At 41.7% G+C, this 20,676-nt stretch carries 17 protein-coding genes, 1 pseudogene and 1 riboswitch; of the genes and pseudogenes, 13 read left to right on the forward strand and 5 right to left on the reverse strand.

Features of this window, described 5'->3' with window-relative positions; all coding sequences use genetic code 11:
* From NSQ54_06135 to NSQ54_06150, 4 genes and pseudogenes are all read left to right on the forward strand, one after another.
* Positions 1–713 (forward strand): annotated as a pseudogene (locus tag NSQ54_06135) (Mur ligase family protein).
* A 176-nt stretch (positions 714–889) separates the two neighbouring features.
* A complete protein-coding gene (locus NSQ54_06140; protein ID WYP27666.1) occupies positions 890–1,765 on the forward strand; it encodes an HNH endonuclease in 876 nt (291 codons plus the stop codon).
* 133 nt (positions 1,766–1,898) lie between these two features.
* Positions 1,899–2,114 carry a hypothetical protein gene (locus NSQ54_06145; GenBank protein WYP27667.1) on the forward strand — a complete coding sequence of 72 codons (216 nt, stop codon included), beginning with the start codon at positions 1,899–1,901 and terminating at the stop codon, positions 2,112–2,114.
* The gene (locus tag NSQ54_06150; GenBank protein WYP27668.1) at positions 2,115–2,660 is read left to right on the forward strand and encodes a DUF6241 domain-containing protein; all 546 of its coding nucleotides are present in this window, start codon (positions 2,115–2,117) and stop codon (positions 2,658–2,660) included.
* 62 nt (positions 2,661–2,722) lie between these two features.
* On the opposite strand, the gene NSQ54_06155 is transcribed toward NSQ54_06150, so the two are convergent.
* A complete protein-coding gene (locus NSQ54_06155) occupies positions 2,723–2,857 on the reverse strand; it encodes a hypothetical protein (GenBank protein ID WYP27669.1) in 135 nt (44 codons plus the stop codon).
* A gap of 165 nt (positions 2,858–3,022) precedes the next feature.
* Between NSQ54_06155 and NSQ54_06160 the strand changes: the two genes are divergently transcribed.
* The gene (locus tag NSQ54_06160; GenBank protein WYP27670.1) at positions 3,023–3,733 is read left to right on the forward strand and encodes an alpha/beta hydrolase; all 711 of its coding nucleotides are present in this window, start codon (positions 3,023–3,025) and stop codon (positions 3,731–3,733) included.
* 37 nt (positions 3,734–3,770) lie between these two features.
* Here NSQ54_06160 and NSQ54_06165 read toward each other — a convergent pair whose 3' ends face one another.
* Entirely contained in the window at positions 3,771–6,764 is a 2,994-nt protein-coding gene (locus tag NSQ54_06165; GenBank protein ID WYP27671.1) for a 5'-nucleotidase C-terminal domain-containing protein, read from the reverse strand.
* Positions 6,765–7,009: 245 nt separating this feature from the next.
* On the opposite strand from NSQ54_06165, the gene NSQ54_06170 reads away from it, so the two are divergent.
* The 3 genes from NSQ54_06170 (at position 7,010) to NSQ54_06180 (ending at position 9,896) form a co-directional block, all read left to right on the forward strand.
* Positions 7,010–7,408, forward strand: coding sequence for a DoxX family protein (locus tag NSQ54_06170; protein ID WYP27672.1), 399 nt, complete (start codon positions 7,010–7,012; stop codon positions 7,406–7,408).
* A gap of 199 nt (positions 7,409–7,607) precedes the next feature.
* On the forward strand, positions 7,608–9,155 hold the full coding sequence (gene ggt, locus NSQ54_06175) for a gamma-glutamyltransferase (protein WYP28508.1): 1,548 nt from the start codon (positions 7,608–7,610) through the stop codon (positions 9,153–9,155).
* A 126-nt stretch (positions 9,156–9,281) separates the two neighbouring features.
* Positions 9,282–9,896, forward strand: coding sequence for a flavodoxin family protein (locus NSQ54_06180; protein WYP27673.1), 615 nt, complete (start codon positions 9,282–9,284; stop codon positions 9,894–9,896).
* Between the two features lie 49 nt (positions 9,897–9,945).
* Here NSQ54_06180 and NSQ54_06185 read toward each other — a convergent pair whose 3' ends face one another.
* The gene (locus NSQ54_06185; protein WYP27674.1) at positions 9,946–11,415 is read right to left on the reverse strand and encodes an SLC13 family permease; all 1,470 of its coding nucleotides are present in this window, start codon (positions 11,413–11,415) and stop codon (positions 9,946–9,948) included.
* A gap of 163 nt (positions 11,416–11,578) precedes the next feature.
* Positions 11,579–11,685: riboswitch (SAM riboswitch) on the forward strand.
* 136 nt (positions 11,686–11,821) lie between these two features.
* Between NSQ54_06185 and metE the strand changes: the two genes are divergently transcribed.
* The 5 genes from metE to NSQ54_06210 all read left to right on the forward strand — a co-directional run bounded on the left by metE (position 11,822) and on the right by NSQ54_06210 (position 19,421).
* Positions 11,822–14,113 carry a 5-methyltetrahydropteroyltriglutamate--homocysteine S-methyltransferase gene (gene metE / locus NSQ54_06190; GenBank protein ID WYP27675.1) on the forward strand — a complete coding sequence of 764 codons (2,292 nt, stop codon included), beginning with the start codon at positions 11,822–11,824 and terminating at the stop codon, positions 14,111–14,113.
* 276 nt (positions 14,114–14,389) lie between these two features.
* Positions 14,390–15,736 carry an IS4 family transposase gene (locus NSQ54_06195; GenBank protein ID WYP27676.1) on the forward strand — a complete coding sequence of 449 codons (1,347 nt, stop codon included), beginning with the start codon at positions 14,390–14,392 and terminating at the stop codon, positions 15,734–15,736.
* Positions 15,737–16,034: 298 nt separating this feature from the next.
* Positions 16,035–16,646 carry a DUF3298 and DUF4163 domain-containing protein gene (locus tag NSQ54_06200; protein ID WYP27677.1) on the forward strand — a complete coding sequence of 204 codons (612 nt, stop codon included), beginning with the start codon at positions 16,035–16,037 and terminating at the stop codon, positions 16,644–16,646.
* A 66-nt stretch (positions 16,647–16,712) separates the two neighbouring features.
* Complete coding sequence (locus NSQ54_06205) at positions 16,713–18,125, forward strand: NAD-dependent succinate-semialdehyde dehydrogenase (GenBank protein WYP27678.1); 1,413 nt, start codon at positions 16,713–16,715, stop codon at positions 18,123–18,125.
* 246 nt (positions 18,126–18,371) lie between these two features.
* On the forward strand, positions 18,372–19,421 hold the full coding sequence (locus NSQ54_06210) for a M42 family metallopeptidase (protein ID WYP27679.1): 1,050 nt from the start codon (positions 18,372–18,374) through the stop codon (positions 19,419–19,421).
* Positions 19,422–19,463: 42 nt separating this feature from the next.
* On the opposite strand, the gene NSQ54_06215 is transcribed toward NSQ54_06210, so the two are convergent.
* Both NSQ54_06215 and NSQ54_06220 read right to left on the reverse strand, forming a co-directional pair.
* Complete coding sequence (locus tag NSQ54_06215; GenBank protein ID WYP27680.1) at positions 19,464–19,904, reverse strand: Dps family protein; 441 nt, start codon at positions 19,902–19,904, stop codon at positions 19,464–19,466.
* Positions 19,905–19,958: 54 nt separating this feature from the next.
* Positions 19,959–20,645, reverse strand: coding sequence for a phenylalanine--tRNA ligase beta subunit-related protein (locus NSQ54_06220; GenBank protein ID WYP27681.1), 687 nt, complete (start codon positions 20,643–20,645; stop codon positions 19,959–19,961).
* Positions 20,646–20,676 lie beyond the last annotated feature (31 nt).

Here is a 20,676-nt window from a genome sequence, read left to right on the forward strand (position 1 = left end):
GGGATCGATATGCAACGTGTAACAGGGTGTGATTTTAAAACTGCAATCTTTACTAATTTAACTCAAGATCATCTTGATTATCATGGTACATTTGAACAATACAGATGGACAAAGTCTTTGCTTTTTTCAGGACTAGGCTACAGGTCTCAAAAAAAGAAATATGCAATTTTAAATGCAGATGACCCAAATTTCGAATATTTTTATAAAAGCACTCCAGTTGAAGTCGTTACTTATGGTCTTACAAGCATTTCTGATGTGTTTGCAAAAAACATCAAGATGTCATCGAAAGGAATTCATTTTTTACTAAGTACATTTAAGGGAGATATAGAAATTGATTTAAAGCTAGTAGGGAAGTTCAATGTTTATAATGCCTTAGCAAGTATTACTGCGGCTTTAGTGGAAGGCATAACATTAGAACAAATTAAAAGTAGTCTTCTTAAATTAGAGGGTGTTAAAGGTAGGATGGAAATAGTAGATGAGGACCAAGAGTTTTTGGTTTTAGTTGATTATGCTCATACACCTGATGCTTTGGAGAGTGTACTAAAAACAACTAAAGACTTTGCAGAAGGAAAAATCATAACTGTTTTTGGTTGTGGGGGTGATCGTGATAGAGAGCAGGAAAAGGGCATGAGACGTACCAAATTTTTAAAGATGAAACCATTCACTTTGACGACAAGGAAGTGGCACAAGCAGCAATTTCATATTACAACTAGAATGAAAATACAAACTTCATAGTGTTAGAGTTTGGAGGATCTTAATGAGCCTATGGGTATGGATCTCTATATTTATTACTTTAGCAAGGGGTGTTGTTATAGGTGTTACAAGCACGAATAAACCGAAATGATTAAAATACAATTGTATTTTGCGCTAGAACTGAGAGGATACGTCTATGAACCAAGAAGAACTACTTAATAAGATCAAACGACTATCTATATGGAAACAAGGTAACGTTAGAGCCCCTCATAAGCCGCTCCTAATCCTATATGCGTTAGGGCAGCTACAGTCTCAGGAAACTGAGATGCTCCCTTATAGCCAAGTGAAACCGGATCTAACGAATCTTTTAAGGGAGTTTGGTCCCCAACGTAAGTCATATCATCCAGAACAACCTTTTGTTCGACTTGCAAATGATGGGATCTGGGATATAAATCTTCCTTTTGAAAAGAATCAATTTACAAGTGGTTTATTACTTAAGCATGATGTTAAAGGTGGATTTAAAAAAGAAATTATCAATCTTTTTAATTCAAATCAGTATTTAATACAGCAAGTGTCTGATTTTATATTGCATGAACATTTTGCAGAATCTCTACATGAAGATATTCTACAAGCTGTGGGTTTAACATCAGTCTATGTGAAACGAAAACAAAGAGATCCGAGGTTCAGAGAAAAAATCTTACAGGCCTACGAGTATAGCTGTGCGATATGCGGCTTTAATATACGTCATGGGCATCGATTGGTTGGAGTAGAAGCAGCTCATATTAAGTGGCATCAAGCTGGGGGACCCGATGTTGAGGAAAACGGACTAGCACTCTGCACAATGCACCATAAGCTTTTTGATCAAGGCGTATTCACTTTCTCAGATGAAAAAGAAATTCTTGTCTCGAAGTTAGCTCATGGTACTCATGGGTTCGAGGATTGGCTCATGCGATATCATGGTAAGAAAGTAAAATCACCTATCGATCCACGTTATAAGCCAAATGAATTCTATCTGAACTGGCACGTAAAAGAAGTGTTTAAAGGTCCAGCGAGGTATATCGTTACGCACTGATTTTCATTACACACTTTCACACATTCTATCGACGCAAACTGACAGAAACCTGCTAATGACCTAGATATAATGAGTGTTTAAAGTCCCTTTTTTGACTACATAGTTTTAAAGATTGGAAAAGGTGTGATGTGGAATGTATGATAGATCAACGCGTGAAATAGGTGTAAAGTCCTCTGGTAAGAAGAATATTTATAAAAAATCTCTTGCTATTGATCTAATCAAATGTGGGCATGACTTTTTACATACGATGAGGAATAAGCACAATCAACGCTATCAAATTTACGTATTCACGGAGACACCTGAACTGATTCAAGACATGCAACGTCTAACGAAAAGAGAGGATTCTTAAATGAAGAAAGTACTTACGATCTGTGGTATTACGGTCGGTTCTTTAGCTCTGACTGCGGCATTGGTTTTTGGATTACTTGAATTTGCAAATAAACCCGTTAATACGAAGACTGCTGAGGCAGAGGAAGTTGGCCAGGTTGAATCTGAAGAGGTTGATGATATTGATATCCCGGAAGTGATCTTAAAAGAAACAGCGAATGAAGACCTGGAAGAGTTATTCCCGGATTCTATGACTGAGTCCAACATGCAAACGACGATTCATCACATGGCGCATGGACTCGTTTACGCAGAACAAAAGTGGGGCAAAATCGAAATTACAGAGGATCGGTTAGAGCGACTGCTACAGGTTGCCAGTCAACAAGAGAGCTCATACAAGGAAGGTTCCTTATATGTCTCGATTCTTACGTACTGGAACGACGGTGATTTCTCAAACGCAGTAGCAGATCATAACTCCATATGGAAGCTGCAAAATGGAACAATCGGAAAGGCAACACGTTTATTAACGGCTGACGAAATAAATGAGTACAATGAAAAGCATTTTGAATAATGAAACGGAAGAGCTCACTTCATTAAGTGGCTCTTCTTTTTTAGTTAACGTTGTTCATTAAGTTAAAGGTTTAATAATACGGTCACAATACTGGTTGCCGCTGCAGCAACGGCAATGATAAAGGGGGCGGGGATTTCGATCATTGTTTCTTTTTTACGATTTGAACTACCATCCTCCTTTTTAATGTAAAACTTCATAAGAGTTCCTCCCTTCTTATGAAATACCTGCGTAGTTGTAGCTTTTCCAAAAGTGGGGTTGTCCTATGACGGAAAAGTAAAAATATTTATTTTCCCAACATAGATAACATCTCTTCCTTTTTCGTTATAATAAAAGGAGGAGATGTTAGGAAAGTGCGGTGACTTATGGAATCAAAAAAACCCTTAATTGTCTTTATCCATGGAGCTGGGGTAGGGGGTTGGATGTGGGAGAAGCAGGTGGAGTACTTCAAGGAGTCTTTTGACTGTTTTGTGCCTACCTATGCGTTTTCAAAACATCAGCTAGTGAATGAGTGGGCGGATCAATTTCTCGATGAATTACAGGAGCGTGTGCACCAAGATCAACGATTAATTCTTGTTGGGTTCTCGATGGGGGCACAAATTGCGCTTGAGATGTGTGCTCGTAAGCCAGAATGGTTTAACCTTGTCATGTTTAATAGTGGATATATGGAACCGAGACCTTTTCTTAGAAAAATGGTTGTACCGCTTATGCCATTATTTAATATCCTCCCTAAAAGTAGAGCGTTCTCGCAAAAGCAGGCGAAAGAGTTATATATTCCTGATGAACACTTTGAAGCGTATGTTGCCGGGGCTAAAAACGTAACAAATGCTGAGCTACAACTGATTATGAATGAAAATCTAAGCTATGATCTTCCGGGTGGATTAGATCGGTATAAGGGGAAATTCTTGATTACGATAGGAGAGAAGGAGAAGAAGCTTCTCGCAAGCTCTGTTCAAAAACTTCAGCACACAATATCTCAGTCTGAGCTTATGACAATTCCTAAAATCAGACACGGTTTTCCACTAGCAGAGCCAGATGCATTTAATACCCTTCTTGAGAAATGGATCCATAAATAAAAGCCAGCACATTTCACTCGTGTGCTGGCTTTTTGTTTTATTGCTTAATCTTTTTCCACACATCCCAGTTTCCTGAGTTATTGTGCGGACTTTGGTTCTGAGTCCACCATTTGGCTTCATACAGCTTTCCTTTATGTGTTACGCGGTCACCTTCTGTGTACACGGCTTCAGCATTCCACTCTTGCGGGCCTTCTGGCTCTGAATCGTTAATCTTCTTCCAAACATCCCACTGACCAGAGTGATCAACTGGATTTTGTCCTTGCGTCCACCATTTCGCTTCATACACTTGGCCATCTACAATCACTTGATCGCCAGTGTCGTAAATTGTTTTCGCATTCCATTCCTGTGGACCTTCTGGAATCTCGTAGCAGTCCACTACCTTCTGCCATACTTCCCAGTTTCCTGAGTTGTCTGCAGGGTTCTGGTTTTGAGTCCACCATTGTGCCACGTAGAAATCACCATTATGTTCTACTTTATCACCAGCTACATACGTTTTCGCTGCATCCCAAGCTGCGAACTCACACGCTGGAGCTTCAGGCTCTTCAGGAACCTCAGGCTCTTCTGGTACTTCCGGTTCTTCAGGAATTTCAGGTTCTGCCTCTTCTTCAAATGTAAATGTTGTTGGAGCTCTCATTCCTGGTGTTGCAAAGTATGCTTCTAGTGAACCTGTTACTGTAATGAGCTTTCCAAGGTTCTCTGGATGTGAAGGTAGATTTAATCCGTTTCGGACAGCCGTTCCATTCACAAGCTGTACAGGAAGCATTTTCGTACGATCTGTTTCGTCAGGTGAATCAGCTAATAGAAGGTTTGAAGGTGCGTGTGTACCTTCTCCAATAACAGGAGTAGAGTTCACAATTGATCCAACAATATAGCCTTTTACTTTTGCTGTTCCACTATTGTTTGCAATGGCTTGTGCCACGGTGCGTAATCCTGAAGGATCATCCTCGGAACCTTCGCCATCAATCGTTACACGACTGCCTTCTTCGTGGTTAATTGGTGCTTCTTGCGCTGCTACATAATCTACTACAGATGTCCATACAGGACCTAAATCCGATTCAATCGTTTCTGAATTCAGATTATAGAATGCAGCACCATGCATGTAATCGTTATAAGCTACTGTATAGGTAGCATTTACATCAAATGCATCGCCATTTTCAAGGGTAATCTCAACGTCTGTGATCGCTCCACTCTCATTGGTGATTAAGTTATAAGCGAGTCCAGAGACCTGAACATCTACACCACGACGGTATTTTGCTTGCTCTAAGATAACATCCTTAATTTTAGAACCAGTTGCTTCAACGGATACAATTACGTTACCAAATCCATCTAGGGATTCGATTTGTTGGTCAGTAATCGGACCTGGCTGAATTTCACCAGTAACAGACGAACCATTAAGTAGACCAATGTCTGTGCCTGCTTTTTCGCGAATAGAGTCAGTGTATAGATTTCCTAATCCTACGTCACTTCTATTTTTATTCGCAGAGTAGAGTCCAGTTTCCGTTGATCCAATGATCTCACCTGGTACAGGTGCAGTAGGGTCTACGGAAATCTTAATGCGACCTTCTCTAGAATAATCAAGCGTCTTTCCTTCTGCAGTAAGTTTGTAAGCAAAGTTTTTCATTGCTTCTGTCATTAGTCCAACTGTTTCAGAAAGAACAGTTCCTTCAAAGTTATATCCAGAACCACCCGTACCGATGTAATCGGCAACGGCTACTTTATACGTATCATCAAGGTTAAGTGGTTGATTATCTTTCGTAAGGGTAACATCTGCAAAGCTGCCTGTTGGACCAGTTAGAATGTTGTATTCTAAACCTGATACTTGCAGGTCAATGGCATTGCGGTTGTCTCGTGAATAAGAGAAATCAAGAACATTCTTAATCGCATGACCAGTCATTTCAATAACCATGATCTCATTTGCAAAAGGTTCAATTTGATAAATATCACCTAGTGTTACGTCACCAGCCTCAATACTTGCACGGATTCCACCGTTATTTGTAAAGGCAAAATCACTATCGGCCATATCACGCATGGCATCTGTCCAGAAGTTACCTAGTGGAGCATCTCCATTCGCTCGACCATCACGTGTTAGACCATTATTAGACGTACCAACTACTTCTCCAAGTAAGTCTTCCATCTCTGCATTATATCCATCAATGACAGCTTGTACTTCCGCGTCAATAGCTGCTAATGAGGAGACTGAGATAAGGCCACCTGTTGTATTTACAACGGAATCTGTTGCCTCGTCGTACGTTAATGTTACTTTACCGATATTGTTCAGGTTAGAGCCTGTTTGAACGATCGGTGTGCCATTCACAACATTTGGAGCATTTAATGAAGTATGTGAATGCCCTCCAACGATTAAATCGAAGTAATCGACTTGCTCGGCAAGACGTTTGTCATTGTCAAAGCCAATGTGAGTCATTGCAATGATAACATCCGCTTGCTCTTCAAGCTCATCTTGATAGCTTTTAGCGACCTCAGCATAGTTTCCATCAAACGACATTCCAACCGTGTTTGCTGGAGCAGTCGCAGGTGGTGCTTGTGTAACTGTAAAGACAGCCACAGAAAGTCCATCAACATCAAAAATTTCGTATGGTTTTGTTTGTTCAACCCCCGTATCACCAACATCAAGGTTAGCTGCTAACCAAGGGAACTCGGAAATTTCCATATTTTCAATTAATGCTTCTTGTCCAAAATCAAATTCGTGGTTTCCAATGGCTAGAGCGTCAACTCCGGCTAGATTAAATACTTCATAAATTGGTTTTCCTAGGTTCAAGTCAACAACAGGATTTCCACTAACGGCATCCCCGGCATCTAAAAATAGCAGATGATCAGATGCTGCACGTTGCTCCTTCACATAGGCTGAAACCTTTGCATATTCATCAAACGTTGCATGAATATCGTTGGTATGTAGAATGGTTAAATCAATTTCTTCGTTTGCCTGCGCTTGATTCAAAAAAGAAAAAAGAAGAAACAACACAGCAACTAGTGAAAAGACTCTTGGAACTCGCCAAGAAAATGCGCTATCCATAAACTACCTCCATTGGGTTTTATTATAGTAGACAAGTAGAAATTCTAATTGTCTCTCGTTTTATGGTATCAAAATTTGAAGTGATATCTACTAAAATTCTATAAAAATTATGTAAAGATTTCTGACTGGCTATATAAGCTTTGTTTTATCAATTAGTTTCTTTTTGATACCATGTTACATAAAGGTGCGTACTTTAAATGTTCGCCGAAGTATAGCAAACTAGCAGATATTATTGCTAGAAAGGAATGTGGAGGATGAAAACAGAAATAGGACTACTGATTTTGCGAGTGGTAGTAGGTATTACATTTTTAATTCATGGATTGGATAAGTTTAATGGTGGCATAGATGGAACAGTTGCTATGTTTGAAGGTATGGGATTTCCAGGATTCTTAGCGTACCTTGTAACATTTGCTGAAATTCTCGGAGGGCTTGCGTTAATCGTTGGTCTACTTACGCGTATTGTTAGCATCGTCTTTGCAGCTATTATGGTGACTGCCATTTTTCAAGTGAAAGCGGATGGAGGATTTTTAGGAGGATTTGAATTAGATCTTGTTTTACTTGCATGTTCAATTCTTCTCGCTTTATCAAGCAGCCGACTAGTTGCGTTAAACAGAGTATTACCAGGAGCACTAAAAAATATGTAATGAAGCTAAGACCAGTGGCTAATGCTGCTGGTTTTCTTTTTAATCCGAACTATTACACAATTTGGACAAATGAGCGATTTACCCCTATACTTGATAGATACATAATGTTAGAAACAATTAATCAATTGGAGTGAAGAACGTGACAGATTTAGCTTATCCTTACGCATCAAAACGAAATGTTGTATACGGAAAAAAAGAAATGGTAGCAACATCTCAGCCTTTAGCGGCTCAAGCAGGCCTAGATATCATTAAAGCAGGAGGAAATGCAATTGATGCAGCGATTGCGACTGCTGCATGTTTAACAGTGGTAGAGCCAACGTCAAATGGAATTGGCTCCGATGCGTTTGCACTTGTTTGGACAGACGGGAAGCTTCACGGGCTAAATGCCAGTGGACAAGCACCGATGGGGTTAACACCAGAGGCGGTGAAGGAAGCGGGTTATACGGAAGAGCTTCCAACCTACGGAGTATTACCTGTAACTGTTCCTGGAACGCCACGTGGCTGGGCAGAGCTTTCGAAGAAATTCGGTAAGCTATCTCTCAAAGAAGTGCTAAAGCCTGCGATTGATTACGCGGAAAATGGCTATCCTGTTTCACCAACACTTGCTAAGTATTGGGAAAAGGCGGCGAAAAGCTTCCGCACGAAACTAACAGGTGATGAATTTAAGCATTGGTTTGAAACCTTTACACCAGAAGGCCGCGCGCCTCGAGAAGGAGAGATTTGGAAGTCTCCAGGTCATGCCGAAACACTTCGTCAAATTGCGGAAACAGATGCGGAGTCGTTTTACACTGGGGAGATTGCCGATAAGATTGATGCGTTTTTCGCTAAGCATAACGGACACTTAACAAAAGAGGATCTCAAAGCCTACCAGCCGGAATGGGTTGAGCCGATCAAGTCAGAGTATAGAGGCTATGATGTGTGGGAGATTCCACCTAATGGGCAAGGTCTGATTGCGCTAGAAGCTCTCAACATTTTAAAAGGGTTTGATTTTGCAGTAAAAGACTCGGTCGATACGTATCATAAGCAAATTGAAGCAATGAAGCTTGCTTTTGTTGATGGAATGGCCTTTATTACTGATTCAAGAGAGATGAAGGTGTCGAAGGAAGAGCTTTTATCTGATGAATATGCGGCACAGAGAAGAGCGTTAATTGGTGAGGAAGCAATCATGCCTGAGCCAGGAACACCGCCTTCTGGAGGAACGGTTTATCTAGCTGCAGCTGATGGAGATGGCAATATGGTTTCATTTATCCAAAGTAACTATATGGGCTTTGGATCAGGGATTGTCATTCCTGGAACAGGAATTGCTATGCAAAATAGAGGACATAACTTCTCACTAGATGAGAAGCATCATAATTACTTAAAGCCAGGTCGGAGAACGTATCATACGATTATTCCTGGATTTTTAACGAAGGGCGATGAAGCGGTTGGTCCATTTGGTGTAATGGGTGGTTTCATGCAGCCTCAAGGACATGTTCAGGTCGTGATGAACACCATTGATTTTGGACTAAATCCTCAAGCGGCACTCGATGCTCCAAGATGGCTTTGGACGAAGGAGAAAACAGTACAAGTGGAGGCAAGCTTCCCTATTGAGATGACTAGAGCGCTTGCTGCCAAAGGACACCAAGTCGAGATTGCCATTGACGAAGGTGGCTTCGGACGTGGTCAAATCATCTGGCGTGACCCAGAAACGGGTGTGTTATCGGGAGGAACCGAGCATCGATCGGATGGAGAAGTTGCAGCCTGGTAAAGAATTAGAGTTTAAGACCCCTTACGTGGCGATTTAGCCTCATAAGGGGTTTTGTTTTATTTAACGATGTTTTAGGTTCCTCGTGAATGGTAATAGAAGACTAGTCAAACAAAAGGAGACCTGAATATGTCTATTCACGCACTATTTTTAAATTGCTCTTTAAAGAAGAGTAGCGAGGACGAGTCAAATACCGAAGCCCTAATCAAAGAAGTAACAAGTCGTCTTGAGGATAAGGACGTTTCAACTGAGGTGGTTCGTATAGCGGATTATCAGGTGGGCTATGGAATCGTTGATGATGCTGGAGATGGCGATCAGTGGCCAACGATTATTGAAAAAATTAAAGCTGCTGACATTCTAGTCATCGGGACACCGCTTTGGCTTGGGGAGAAATCGAGCATGGCAACAAAAGTCATGGAACGCCTATACGGAAGCACAGGTATTACAAATGAAAAAGGGCAACCCTTTTTATATAACAAGGTGGGAGGTGTCGTTGTGACTGGGAATGAAGATGGCGCCAAAAACGCCATTTCATCCATTGTCTTTGGTCTATCCCACATTGGTTTAACGATTCCACCGGCCACAGCCGCATACTGGCTAGGCGAAGCTGGTCCGGGTCCATCATTTATTGAAGCAGAAGGACACAAGCATGAATTCACGATGAATCAAGTTCAAACGATGGTGCACCACCTACACTATTTTGCAAGTCTGCACCAGCAGCATGAAATTCCAGTGCAAGAATAAAATGAAATGGCGAACGCTACCTGTTTGAAGGAGCGTTCGCCATTTTTTATTATAGTCCAAAAACAATTGGCATCCAGAAGTAAACGGCAAGTGTAATGACAATAATTGAAAAGAGATTCAGCCATACACCCGCTTTTGCCATGTCTGCTACATCTAATACACCTGCACTAAATACGGCTGTATTAGGTGGTGTCGCAACAGGCAACATATAACATGAGCCTGCAGAGAGCGCAGCTGCAGCCATCAACAGAAGTGGGTCCATGCCAACAGCGATTCCTAGTCCAACACAGAGTGGAAGGACAAGGTTAGCAACGGCCGTATTCGATAGAATTTCAGTAATAGATAGAACGATAACAACTAGAAGCAAGATAATAATGAATGGAGTAAAGGCCTCTAACAATTGTAACGTCTCACCAATCCAGTCATTTAAACCAGATGCTCCAAAGCTTGAGGCGAGGGCTAGGCCTCCACCAAACAAAATTAAGACGTTCCAAGGTAATTCTTTCAGATCACGCCATTCTAAGATTCGTTCTCCCTTTTTACTACTAGGAATAAAGAAGAGTGATACGGCTCCGAAAACAGAGATAGCCCCATCGTGCATATTTGCTGCAATATTTTCAGGGAACACGAGTGACTTAAAGACCCAGAGGAAGACAGTAATTCCGAATATAATCGCAACCCAAATCTCATCACGAGACATCTTCCCTAACTTTTTCTTATCTTCCTTGATGAAATTAATCGTTTGATCCTGATTTTCTGTCTCTACTTTAAATTTCATTTTTGTTAGATAGAAATATAGAAAAACTAGAATAAGAAGAGCTACAGGACCTGCAAATAATAGCCATTCGTAAAAGGCAACCGTTCGATCAAGCTGTGTTCTGGCAATTTCGGCAAAAACAGCATTTGGCACAGCAGCGACAAGCGTTGCGAGACCACCGATCGTCGCGGCATAGGCAACGGCTAGAAGGATACTTTTTGAAAAGTGACTTAAGCTTTTTCCCTTCAGGATTTCTTTTTCCTTTACTTCTGAAATTAAAGCAAGGGCCACTGGTAGCATCATTAAAGCGGTTGCAGCATTAGATACAAAGAGCGATAGAAATGCTGTTGATATAATAATTCCGAGTACAATCCGCTGACTTTCTGTTCCGATCATATCAATAATATTAAGTGCAATTCTTCTATGTAGGTTCCATTTCTGTAAGGCTATCGCAATGACAAATCCTCCACCATACATAAAAATAGTTGGACTACTGTATGATGCAGCGATCGTATCAATGTCAGCCGCCCCCACCAGTGGAATAACAACTAATGGAATAAGTGAAGTGACAGCCATGGGGATGGCTTCTGTTACCCAGAAGGTTGCAATTAAGAGGGTGATAGCAAGTACGAATCTTGGTGCATGGTCCAATTGGCTTGAAGGAATTAAAAAATAAGCCAATAAAAAAAGCAACGGACCTAATATAATCCCGACTACAGCTCTCTTAGGATAAGTAGGTTCAACCGTTTGTTCCTCAGTCATACGTTCACACCTTTCAAAGATTAATAGACAATCAAGACAATTTTCCCACACATCATTCATCAAATGCAAATATTGACGAATAATCGCAAACTTTCAAAATTGTTTTGACAGTTTACTTTTCTCGTGCTAAAGTAAATTCAATTCAACATAACATAATGAAATGCTCTTATAACGAGAAGCGGAGGGACTGGCCCGACGAAGCTTCAGCAACCATTCTGAATAGAAAAGGTGCTAAATCCAGCAAGGTGGAAACACTTTGAAAGATAAGGGGAACGTTTATTGAGATATTCAATGCCTCTTTCTTTTACTAGAAGGAGGCATTTTTTATTCCCTTGGAGTGATCTGCTTAGATGGTTTGTGATTAGAGTGTGTTAGGTTGAGAGACAAATAAGAGGAGTGAGCGAAGATGCCAAAGGTTAGAAGTTCAAACATTGGATATCCGAGAATTGGGGAAAAGAGAGAATGGAAAAAAAGTCTCGAAAGCTATTGGGCAAATAATTCTTCCCAAGAAGAACTATTAGCGTCTCTAAAAGACATTCGTCTGACAAATATTCAAAAGCAGAAGGACGCGGGAATTGATTTGGTTCCTGTGGGAGATTTCAGTTTATATGATCACGTTCTTGACACTGCAGTTTCATTTGGCTTGGTACCTGATCGTTTTGAGTATAATGGTGGTAAGGTAGATCTCGACACATACTTTGCAGTAGCTCGTGGAACGGATTCGGCTGTTGCCTCTGAAATGACAAAGTGGTACAACACCAATTATCATTACATCGTTCCCGAGATTACAAAAGCACCGACAACACTTGTACATAACCGCGTTTTAGAACTATATAACGAAGCGAAAGCAGAGCTTGATATTGAAACAAAACCAGTGATCTTAGGTCCTGTTAGCTTCGTAAAACTATCAAAAAATCAAACGGGACTATCTGAAAAAGATTTAATTCGTTCATTTGTTCCTTTGTATGCAGAATTACTGAAAGAATTAGAGGCAAGTCACGTTGCTTGGGTTCAAGTGGATGAGCCTTTCTTAAATGGTCAGGTGACAGAAGCTGACTTAGATCTTTTACAAGAGGTTTACGCTCAGCTTGATGTAGCGGCGCCTAAGGTAAACCTATTGCTGCAAACGTATTTTGAGGCAGTTGACGATTACGAAGCCATCGTTAACCTGCCAGTACAAGGAATTGGTTTAGACTTTGTACATGACGAAGGAAAATCTCTGCAGCAAGTCGCAAAGTACGGCTTACCATCTGGTAAAATTCTAGCTGCTGGTATTATTGATGGACGTAACATCTGGAAGGCGGATCTTAAAGAAGTGAAGCACGTTGTAGATCAGCTAAGTGTATTAGTTGGCGAAGGACAGCTTATTCTTCAGCCTTCATGTAGCTTACTTCATGTACCGGTAACTGTGAAGCTAGAAGAGGAGCTTCCAGAGTTCTTAAAAGCAGGGATTTCCTTTGCGGATGAAAAGCTTGAGGAGCTTGTTGCGCTTGCTGATGTAGCAAATGATGTACGAGATGAAAAGATTCTTGAGGCTAGTTCTGAAGCTGTAAGAACACTAAATGAGTCTTCAAGCCGTAACAATGAAGAAGTGCGCGCATTACTTAAAGAAATAGGGGAATCTGTTCCAACACGTGAAGTTGAAGCAACGGAACGTTTGCGCTTGCAGCAGGAGAAATATCAATTCCCGCTTCTACCAACAACAACGATTGGAAGCTTTCCACAAACAAAAGAAGTGCGTCAAAAGCGCTTGAAGTGGAGAAAAGGAGAGCTGGAATCAGCTGAGTACGAACAGTTCATTCGCGATGAAATTGATAAGTGGATTAAGATTCAAGAGGATATTGATATCGATGTTTTAGTTCATGGTGAATTTGAGCGAACAGATATGGTTGAGTTCTTTGGTGAGAAGCTAGCTGGTTTCCAATTTACGAAATTTGGTTGGGTTCAATCATACGGTTCTCGTTGCGTAAAGCCACCTGTTATTTTCGGGGATGTTGCATTTATTGAACCAATGACTGTTAAGGAAACAGCCTATGCACAAAGACAGACAGACCGTCCTGTTAAAGGAATGCTTACGGGTCCTGTAACCATCTTTAACTGGTCCTTCGCACGTACAGATATTTCTGAAGGTCAGGTTGTCAATCAGATTGCTTTGGCTCTTCGCAAAGAAGTAGAAGAGCTTGAGAAGGAAGGCATTAACTTAATTCAAGTGGATGAGCCAGCGATTCGTGAAGGACTTCCTTTGAAACAGGAGAAAACAGAAGCGTATCTTAAGCAATCAGTAGAGGCGTTTCGTTTGTCTACGATTACGGTTCAACCTGAAACGCAAATTCACACGCATATGTGCTACTCGGATTTCCAAGCTATCATTGAATCCATTGATGCATTGGATGCAGATGTTATCTCAATTGAAACATCAAGAAGTCATGGAGAGCTTATCTCTGCGTTTGAAGACTTTACGTATAATAAAGGAATTGGCCTAGGGGTCTATGATATTCATAGCCCACGTGTTCCGGCTCAGGAAGAAATCGACCGCAACATTAGTCGCGCCCTTTCTGTCCTTGATCCAACATTATTCTGGATTAATCCAGACTGCGGACTCAAAACACGTAAAGAAAAGGAAACAGTTGAAGCACTAAAAGTCATGGTAGCCGCTGCAAAACAAGCACGTAAGCAACTTGTAACATCACCAGAATAAGAAGGTTTTAGAATAGTCTAGGACAAAATGACAAATCAATTAAACAGGCAAATGATTCTTACGATGAATCATTTGCCTGTTTTTGTTATAAAACAAGCGGAAGGAGAACCCGAGACTCCTGTGGATAAGTGCGCGGTGAAGACACTGTAGCGGCGTCTTTTCCGCGTAAGGGGCTGAGGCCGTACCCCATAGCCGTCAAGTTAAGTAAAATCGGTTTAACTATAGACGATTCTTCGTTAGGATGGGGGTTTAACCAGTCCTAGGGAGGGATCGTTTGTGTCTTTAAAAGAGGAGTTCAGTACGTTTGCGAAAACCGTGTTGGACGTTTTATCTGTACCGAACCTTCGCCAATCTGCCCGAGATGTTGGGTTTGTACAGCGTCTAAAGAAATTAAAACCTGAGGATTTCCTAAGTATTTGTTCCTTTCTTCCTCAACCCGTCGGTGCGACAGAGTTAACACAGCTTTGCGGGGCTCTTTCACGTGAATCCAATACCCACCTTTCCAAACAAGCCTTACATCAACGCTTCGATGAAAAAGGAGCGGCTTTTTTGAAGCATGTGTTTTTTCAATTGGCGGCCAAACAAGAGTTGATGGCCATGCCACCTCTTCCTGAGACCCCGTTTTCTCGGATCCGCATCTTAGATGCGACTTCATTTGAACGACCAAAGAAAGATGGTACTTCTTCAGATGGAGCGAAAATTCATTTAGAGTATGAGCTATATGAGGGGAAATTTTTGCATACCTTACTTTCCGGTTCAAGAGAAAGTGACCATCACGCCGCCTATGCATTAGCCGATACGATTCAACCAGGTGATTTGATCATCCGTGATCTCGGCTACTTTTCTGGCGACCATTTGAAACAAATCGATCGTGCAGGCGCTTCTTATATCACGCGGACGCCGGCCAATATGACCTATTGGACTAGAGATGATCAAGGGGAACGAATCCAAATCAAACCAGAAGAAGATGCGAAGCAGCTAGAACCGGGAGCGATCAAAGATTATGGGGTCATCCAATTAGGGGTCAAAGGAAAGAACACCCTTCAAACCCGTGTCATCGTGCAACGATTGACAGAGGATCAACAAAACAAGAGGAAAGCCGGTTTACGAAAAAGAAGACGGAAAGGGGGTCATACCCAATCCGCCGACAAAAAGGATCATACCCAAATCCTTGCCACTAACCTAACACAGGAAGAAATGGATGTGCAAGCATTGTATCCGATGTATTCCTTACGCTGGCAAGTCGAGATTCTTTTCAAAACGTGGAAATCCCTTTTCGCCATTGATCACGTGCGCGCGATGAATCCAGATCGGTTTCTCTGCCACATGTATGGGAAACTTATACACATTCTGCTTTCCTCGATGGTGGCGTTTCAATGCCGGTTCTATCTTCATCAAAAGCACCACCTCGAAGGCAGTGAATACAAGTGTATCCATCATGCCAAAAGGGCTATAGAAGAGTCAAAAGGATACGCTCTCTATCATCGTTCTTCATTAGAAGACGTTCTAGAAAATATCTACGAGAGCATTTACCGACATGGACGAAAAGACCATCGCCACCGCCATCAAAGTCCCTATGACATCTTACAGATCGCCTATGAAACACATGCGCGTGTGGAGTAAAACGGTAGAATCCGGTGCAAAAAAAAATAGAAAAAGAGCCAATCTACCCATACGTACCCTGATGGAAAATACTAGATCCACTACAAGAGAAAGGATGAGCTCTTTCTTTTTCCTTTCTTAACTTGACGGCTATGGGCCGTACCCACGGAAAGCGAGGGATTCTCCTGTAGCGGAGGGATTGCTATCTTCGAGTTTTTAGAAGCGACTCGTCCTTTTTACCGAATTGATCCTATTCTATTTTAAAGTAATGCCCTTACCTCTTACCCGCATACACTTTTAAAAACACAAAAGTGTATGCATGAATACATCTGTTCTCCCTGCCCAAATCGTTACGCGTCACATGCTATCTAGTAGGCTGGATATCTATTATCCTGAAATTGTTCGATTACCATCACCGCTTGTGCAGCATGAGCTGAACCAAGCCGTTAATCAACAAGTGCATCAAATGATCCATGATTCAGGATATAACGATCCTCCACAAGATACGACACTGACAGGAGGATATGAAATCAAAAACAATCAACGCAACATTTTAAGCTTGATGAACCGGTTGTATTATTATAGCGGCGGGGCACATGGTATGACCGTGCAAGAAACGTTAACAATGAATACAACAACAGGACAGATTTATACCCTGAGTGACTTGTTTAAGCCGGGTTCTTCTTATGAGGCGACGTTAAACCGCATCATTGAAGCGCAGATTAAAGCAAGAGATCTTGATCTCCTAAATCCATTTACAGGAGTGACCCCGACTCAAAAGTGGTATCTCGCAGACAAATCACTTGTTCTGTATTTTGACTTATATGAGTTACAGGCCTATGTGTATGGATTCACTTATTTTCCAATATCTATTTATGACTTACAGTCCATCATTCAAGACGATGGACCACTTGGCGAAATGATCTATTAAACTTTGTTTAACTTCTCACTGAAACAGGAATAGTGAGGTAGTGCAGAACAAAGGAGGCAACATCAAATGAACTTTTATATAAACGGTGAATGGATCGGAGAAGAACTTGAAAAGACAGATGTCTATAACCCTGCTACAGGCGAGGTAGTAGATCAGGTGCCAAAGGGCGGAGAGCGTGAAGCAAAGGCAGCCGTTGATGCGGCGCATGGAGCGTTTCCGGAATGGGCTGCCAAAACAGCCTATGAACGAAGTGAGCTTTTAGAAAAATGGCATGCATTAATTGAGGAGCACCAGGATGAGCTTGCTCGTACGATGACTGAGGAGCAAGGAAAACCTTTAAAAGAAGCGACTGGAGAGATTGCGTACTCAAATTCCTTTATTAAATGGTATGCCGAGGAAGGCAAACGCGTATATGGAGAAACGATTCCTGCATCAGCAACAGACAAGCGCTTATTTGTGATCAAGCAGCCAGTTGGAGTGGTCGCAGCAATTACGCCATGGAACTTCCCGGCAGCAATGATCACTCGTAAGTTAGCTCCGGCTCTTGCAGTAGGGTGTACAACAGTCCTAAAGCCATCAAGTCAAACGCCACTTACTGCTTTAAAGCTTGTTGAATTAGCTGAGAAAGCAGGTATTCCTAAGGGTGTCATTAATGTTGTGACAGGTAGCTCCAGTGAAATTTCTGAAGCATGGCAGTCAGATAGCCGCGTTCGCAAGCTAACATTTACCGGTTCCACTGAGATTGGGAAGCAGCTGATGAGCGGTGCATCTGAAACGATGAAGAAGCTGTCACTTGAACTGGGTGGACATGCACCGTTAATCGTGACAAGTGATGCAGACTTGGACCTTGCTGCAGACCAGGCTGTTGCGTCTAAATTTAGAAATGGTGGACAAACATGCGTATGTGCCAATCGAATCTTTGTAGCCGAAGAAATTGAAGAAGCCTTTACGGAGAAATTTGCAGAAGCTGTTTCTAAGCTTGTTGTAGGTGAAGGATTAAACGAAGAGACAGATATCGGTCCTTTAATCGACGAAGACGCGGTCGAGAAGGTAATGGAGCATATTAAAGATGCAACTGAAAAAGGAGCAAAAGTTGTAGTTGGCGGAAATCGCAAAGATGGACAATTCATCGAGCCAACAGTGATTTCTGGTGTAACAGACAATATGGTTTGTATGAAGGAAGAAACGTTTGGACCACTTGCTCCAATTTCTACTTTCAAAACAGAAGAGGAAGCCGTTGAACGTGCCAATGCGACGCCATACGGACTTGCGGCTTACTTGTTTACTCAGAATCTAACACGTGCAATCAAGCTAGCTGAGAAGCTAGACTACGGAATTGTAGGCGTAAATGATGGCGGACCATCCGCAGCTCAAGCCCCATTTGGTGGCTGGAAAGAAAGTGGACTTGGACGCGAAGGCGGCCATCAAGGAATTGAAGAATACCTTGAAACAAAATATGTGTCTGTGAAATTATCGTAAGAAAGTGTGAGCCTGGGACATAATTAAATGTCAATACGAAAATGGCGAATGATTCGTACAATCGAATCATTCGCCATTTGTGATTTTAGTAAGACGAGCGGAGGGATTCTCCTGTAGTGGTTATTGTGCTATGTTCTTTTTTAGCTATCCACATCAATATTATGTCTTTGCCTTATTTTTTATCATAGTTGAAACTTCTTTTTTAAAGCGGTATCGTATACGTATGTAGACACAGGGGGTATGAAGATGACAGACGATCGCGTAACAGAAACAGTTGAGTTAATAAAAGAGCTTGTGCAGATTCCAAGCCCAACAGGGAATACATATGAAGTCATTCAATTTGTAAAATCATATCTAGATGAATTAGGGATTGAAAACAAACTCAATCGTAAGGGTGGACTGTTAGCTACGATTCCTGGAGAGGATACAAGCCAGCATCGAATGCTAACAGCGCATGTTGATACATTAGGGGCAATTGTAAAAGAGATTAAGCCTAGCGGGCGCCTACGCATGGATTTGATCGGTGGCTTTCGCTATAACGCCATTGAAGGGGAATACTGTCAAATTGAGACTTCATCAGGGGCAAAGTTTACTGGAACCATTCTTATGCACCAGACTTCTGTTCACGTGTATAAGGAGGCTGGCACAGCCGAACGTAATCAAAAGAATATGGAAATCCGTTTAGATGAGCGCGTTCACTCTACTGATGATGTTCGGAAACTGGGTATTGAAGTGGGAGACTTTATTTCATTTGATCCTCGAGTTGAGGAAACAGAAAGTGGCTATGTGAAATCAAGACATCTTGATGACAAAGCAAGTGTTGCATTGTTGCTTCAGTTAATGAAACGAGTGAAAGAGGAAGGTCTTACTCTTCCTTACACAACTCATTTCTTAATCTCGAACAATGAGGAGATCGGCTACGGAGGGAATGCGAGCATTTCGCCGGAAACAGTTGAATATCTTGCGGTGGATATGGGAGCAATGGGAGATGGCCAATCAACCGATGAGTACTCTGCTTCGATCTGTGTAAAGGATGCAAGTGGACCGTACCATTACTTGCTTCGTAAGCATCTCGTTAGCTTGGCTGAAACGCACGGAGTTGACTATAAGCTGGACATTTATCCGTACTACGGTTCAGATGCATCAGCGGCTATTCGTTCTGGTCATGATATCGTACATGGACTTGTGGGACCAGGTATTGATTCCTCGCATGCGTATGAGCGTACGCATCGTGATTCCCTAGATCACACAGGTACGTTGCTTTATCATTATGTTCAATCTAAATTAGTGATCTAAAAAAAGCTGACCCGCATAGGTGGGTCAGCTTTTGTATCGTTATTAACGTAGGAATGAACGAAGCATCCAGTTGTGCTTTTCAAGTGATTGGTGAATCGCAAGCAGCATATCAGCTGTTGTTTGGTCACCAAGGTTCTCAGCCGCTTCCATGCCTTCCTTCAGCTCATCAATTAAGATCGTAAAGTCATGGACGATATCCTCTACCATTGATTCTGCAGACAAATTATTTTCAGCTTCCTTCACGGTTGCTGTTTCTAGATGCTCTTTCATTGTTGCAAGTGGTTTACCCTTTAAAGCAAGTAAACGCTCAGCTAATTCATCAATATAGCCAGATGCTTCATTATATAATTCCTCAAATTTTTCATGGAGAGTAAAGAATTGAGGTCCTTTTACATACCAGTGATAGTTGTGAAGTTTGGTGAAAAGAACGCTCCAATTCGATACCTGATTGTTTAGAATGTGTCCGATTTTTTCTTGTGACATGGTTATGGCCTCCTATTATGATTTCTCTATAATATTTTCCCCAAAACCACTTTTTTAAACGTTTTGCTTACCGCTTTGAACAAGAGTCCACTCAGCTTCTCCTCCGTGAACCTGAGTAAACATCTGAGCGGCGCGGCTTAAAAGCTGACCCGCTTCATCCGAGGATAGAGCAGGATTTAAGTAGAAAATTTGGATAGCCTCAGTAGTGGTTGTTTGAACAGAAGAGCGAACAGAATCGACAATGGGACTTCCAAAAGGACCGTGCTGGTCGGCACTAATCAACTTTCCTTCAGCTTGGAACACTCGACCATTTAATCCTTCATAGGTTTCTCCTGCTTTCCCTATACGAAAGCTTATCGGTCCAGACAGCTTAGTCGTATCGTAGATGCCAACTGGAATTTGATATTCTAATGAAAAAAAGTTATTGAGGTCGATGGCGGAATGAGGTGCTTCAAGGAATTCTCCTTTTTTCACACGACGATAAAGAGCTTCATGTGAAGGACGATAACGCGAAGCTGGTATGCCAAATGTTTTAAATATTTCACGCCAAGCAGCAATGCCTTCTATGGTCGTTAGGTCCTTATCTTCTAAAGAAACAGAAAGTACCTCTTGAAAATACCTGATACGACCTTGTATCATTTGAGGGGAAGTACTTATGGCAATTGGTTTGTACGATATGAGTCCAAATGTTAAGGTTGGATAAGTAGTTGTTATAGATGAATCAATTGTAGCTTCTAGCACGGGACAAGCCCTCCTTTAAGGTCAAGCATAG

This window comes from Alkalihalobacillus sp. FSL W8-0930 (assembly GCA_037965595.1).
Classification (GTDB): Bacteria; Bacillota; Bacilli; order Bacillales; family Bacillaceae_D; genus Alkalicoccobacillus.